We start from the raw sequence: 2,842 nt of genomic DNA on the forward strand, positions 1-2,842 counted from the left end.
GTCCGGGAGGACGGTGTCTCCCGCGGCGAGGGTGTCTCCCGCGGCGAGGGCGCCCCGTGGGAGGACGGCGTCCCGCGGCATGTCAGCGTCTTCTGCCTGGATGCCAGGCACTACAGCCGTCAGGACATCGCGACGCAGGCGAGCTGGCGGGAGGGGCTGCGCCGGATCGTCGACGAGGCGGCCGGAGGCGCCGGCCTGCCTCCCCGGTCGATCCGGCTGCGCCAGGATCGCGGCGACGGCTTTCTCGCAGCCGTGGCCGCCGACGTTCCCAAGGCCGTTCTCGCGACCGAGTTCGTCCGGGAACTGTGGATCGCGCTGCGGACCTACAACCGGGGACGTGACGAGACCGGTCGAATCCGGTTGAGGTTGGCCCTGCACCAGGGCGAGATGGGTATCGACGGCAGTGGTTTCGTCGGCGACGCGGCGGTGGTCGCCGCCCGGCTGGTCGACGCGGACCCCGTCCGGCAGCTGCTGGAACAGGACAAGGACGCGGAACTGGCGCTCATCCTATCGTCCGAGTTCTACCGCAGTACGGTGGCCGGGCGGCTGCGGGATCTCGACCCGGCGCAGTACCGCCGAGTCGAGGTGTCGGTGGCGGGCAAGTACGAGGGCCTCGCGTGGATCACGCTGCCGGGGCGCCCGTTCCCGGCGGTGCGGACCCCGTCGAACGGCTCCGGTCAGGGGCCGCTCGCGGACGAGAAGTGGGACTTCCTCATCTCCGCGGATCCGTCCGATGAGGCCTGGGGCTCCTGGATTGCCCGCGTGTTGGAAGGCCGGGGTCATTCGGTGCATCTGGCGGCCCTCGACGCGCTGCCCGGTGAGCACGAGATCGGTCTGCTGCACGAAGGGATCTCGCAGTCCCGGCGTACCCTTGCCGTGCTGTCGAAGAGCTACCTGGCCTCGGACGAAGATGCAGGCGGCCTGGCAGGCGGATCCCAACGGCGTGAAGCGCACGCTGATCCCGATCCGCGTCGAGACCTGTGACCCGGCCGGGCTGTTGCGCGGCATCAGCTACATCGATCTCGTCGACAAGGACGGTGCGGCAGCGGAGCTTGAACTGGTCAGGCAGATCGCCCGGTCCCTGAACGGCCGCGGTTCCCGGCCGTCGACTCCGCCACCCTTCCCCGGGAAGCGATCTTGACCGGCCGCCGGCCAGGATCCTCGCGGCCCGCCGCCTCGACGTCGTCGGGGTCACCAGCGGCGTCGGCGGCGTCGATCAGCAGTCGGCCGAGCCCGCGGCCGTAACTCGTGCTCCCCTCCAGCCTGGACCAGTCGGCCAGCGCCGTCATCATGGCCCGCAGTCCCGCTGCGGACGGTTCTCCGGCGACCGCCTGCTCGGCCTGGCTCTGCACTCTCGCCAGCCAGGTCAGCGCCTCGTTGCCGGCTGCCCGGGCGCGCCGGGCCGCCTCGTCGATCCGGGCCCTGCGCAGGATCAGCCGGCCTGCCGCCGTCGGCGCCCCGGCCAGCCGGAGCAGTCCGGCGGCGCGCCCGCCCTCCGACCCGGCGCGCCCGTAGGCGGTCAGGGCCCGCTGCCACAGTTCCTCCGCGCGTTCCGGATAGGCCGTTCGCGACTGGATGATCGGGCTCCCGCCGGGCCGACGGCCGAGCGTCTGCGCCCCGCCATCCGGGAAGCCGGCCCAGTCGCCGCGCACCAGCGCCGCATGGGCCAGTGTCGCGTGGTCGGACCCGGCGCCGGCCTCGACCGCGTCCAACGCCATGCCGGCCTCGGCCTCCTGGTTCGCCCGGAACAGCAGATCCGCCCGCAGGATCCGCGCGTACGCCGCCGCCTGTGGCACCGGGAGCTCGTCGAGATGGGTGACGAAGAGGTCAGCCGTGGCCAGGGCCTGCATTGCGAGCGTTCCGGCAGGGTCGGCGGTCCGTGCGGCGCGTGCCGGATCGGCGCTGTGACCGTGCACAATCACGTGACGGGGCAGGCGATAGGGCAGGTGATGGGGGAAGCGATGGGGGCCGGGCCCGTGCCTCCGGTCGGTTTCGCGGTGGTCGACGCGGTGACCGGTCAGGGCCAGCTGTGCCCGCGCCACCCGGATACCGGGGATGATCTCGGCACCGAGCACGCAGATGACCGCGGTCGTCGGTTCGAGCAGTGCGTGCCGTTGCCGGGCGATGACCTGCGTCGTCCAGGCGATCAGCGGGGCGTCCGTCATGGTCCGCGGCGGCCCGGCTGGTCCGGCTGGTCCGGCCAATCCGGCCGAACCAGGGTGCCTGGAGTGCCTGGAGTGCCCGGAGCCGGGTGGGGCCGGCTGGGATGGCGCCCAATTGGCCCGGTGGGCCGGGCGTTCCCGGCGCGGACCGGGTACACCGGGACGCGCGGCGGGCCCAACCGGAGGCGGAGCGAACGTCCTCGTGGCCCAGGCTCGGACGACGCCGACGTCATCGGGGGACCAGTTGAGGTCGAGAGCCAGCGCGGCGAGGTAGAGCGCCTCGTGCGCCGCCAGGTGATCGGGGTCGGTCGGGTCGTATTCGCTCTCCCGCAGCTCCCGCAGCGATCCTTTCGCCCGGCCGGCGGCGAGCGCCGTCGCCGCGCGGACGAGATGGCGTTCCGCGGGAGGCGGGGAAGGATAGCGGAAGGGCACACCCGCGGGCTCGACGCGGTGCTGTTCGTGCAGCAGGAGCGATACCAGGAGCCGGGCTGAGGCAAGCGGCATCGTTGCGGTGTTCCTTCACGGGCAGCGGGATGGATCCGGAGCCGGATTTCACCGGAAGAAAGAAAAAATAGCAGGGCATGCCGACAGTACCCGGCGACCTGCCGCGCGGAAATACATTTCGGTGCTCTCGCCGCGGCCGGGTCGTGGCATCTCTGGTATCTCGTTATATTTTTATA

At 71.9% G+C, this 2,842-nt stretch carries 1 protein-coding gene and 1 pseudogene; one reads left to right on the forward strand and one right to left on the reverse strand.

All coding sequences use genetic code 11. The features are described from left to right. Nucleotides 1–387: 387 nt before the first annotated feature. Nucleotides 388–1,141: pseudogene (locus tag ACY5KJ_RS19395) on the forward strand (toll/interleukin-1 receptor domain-containing protein). On the opposite strand, the gene ACY5KJ_RS19400 reads toward ACY5KJ_RS19395, so the two are convergent. After that, on the reverse strand, nucleotides 1,062–2,666 hold the full coding sequence (locus ACY5KJ_RS19400; RefSeq protein WP_462204039.1) for a hypothetical protein: 1,605 nt from the start codon (nucleotides 2,664–2,666) through the stop codon (nucleotides 1,062–1,064). The pseudogene ACY5KJ_RS19395 and the gene ACY5KJ_RS19400 overlap by 80 nt on opposite strands. Nucleotides 2,667–2,842 lie beyond the last annotated feature (176 nt).

It is taken from the genome of Frankia sp. CcWB3, assembly GCF_977927595.1.

Excerpts from the sequence above, each read along its gene's own strand:
- ACY5KJ_RS19400 (WP_462204039.1), bottom strand. The coding sequence starts at position 2,666 with ATGCCGCTTGCCTCAGCCCGGCTCCTGGTATCGCTCCTGCTGCACGAA.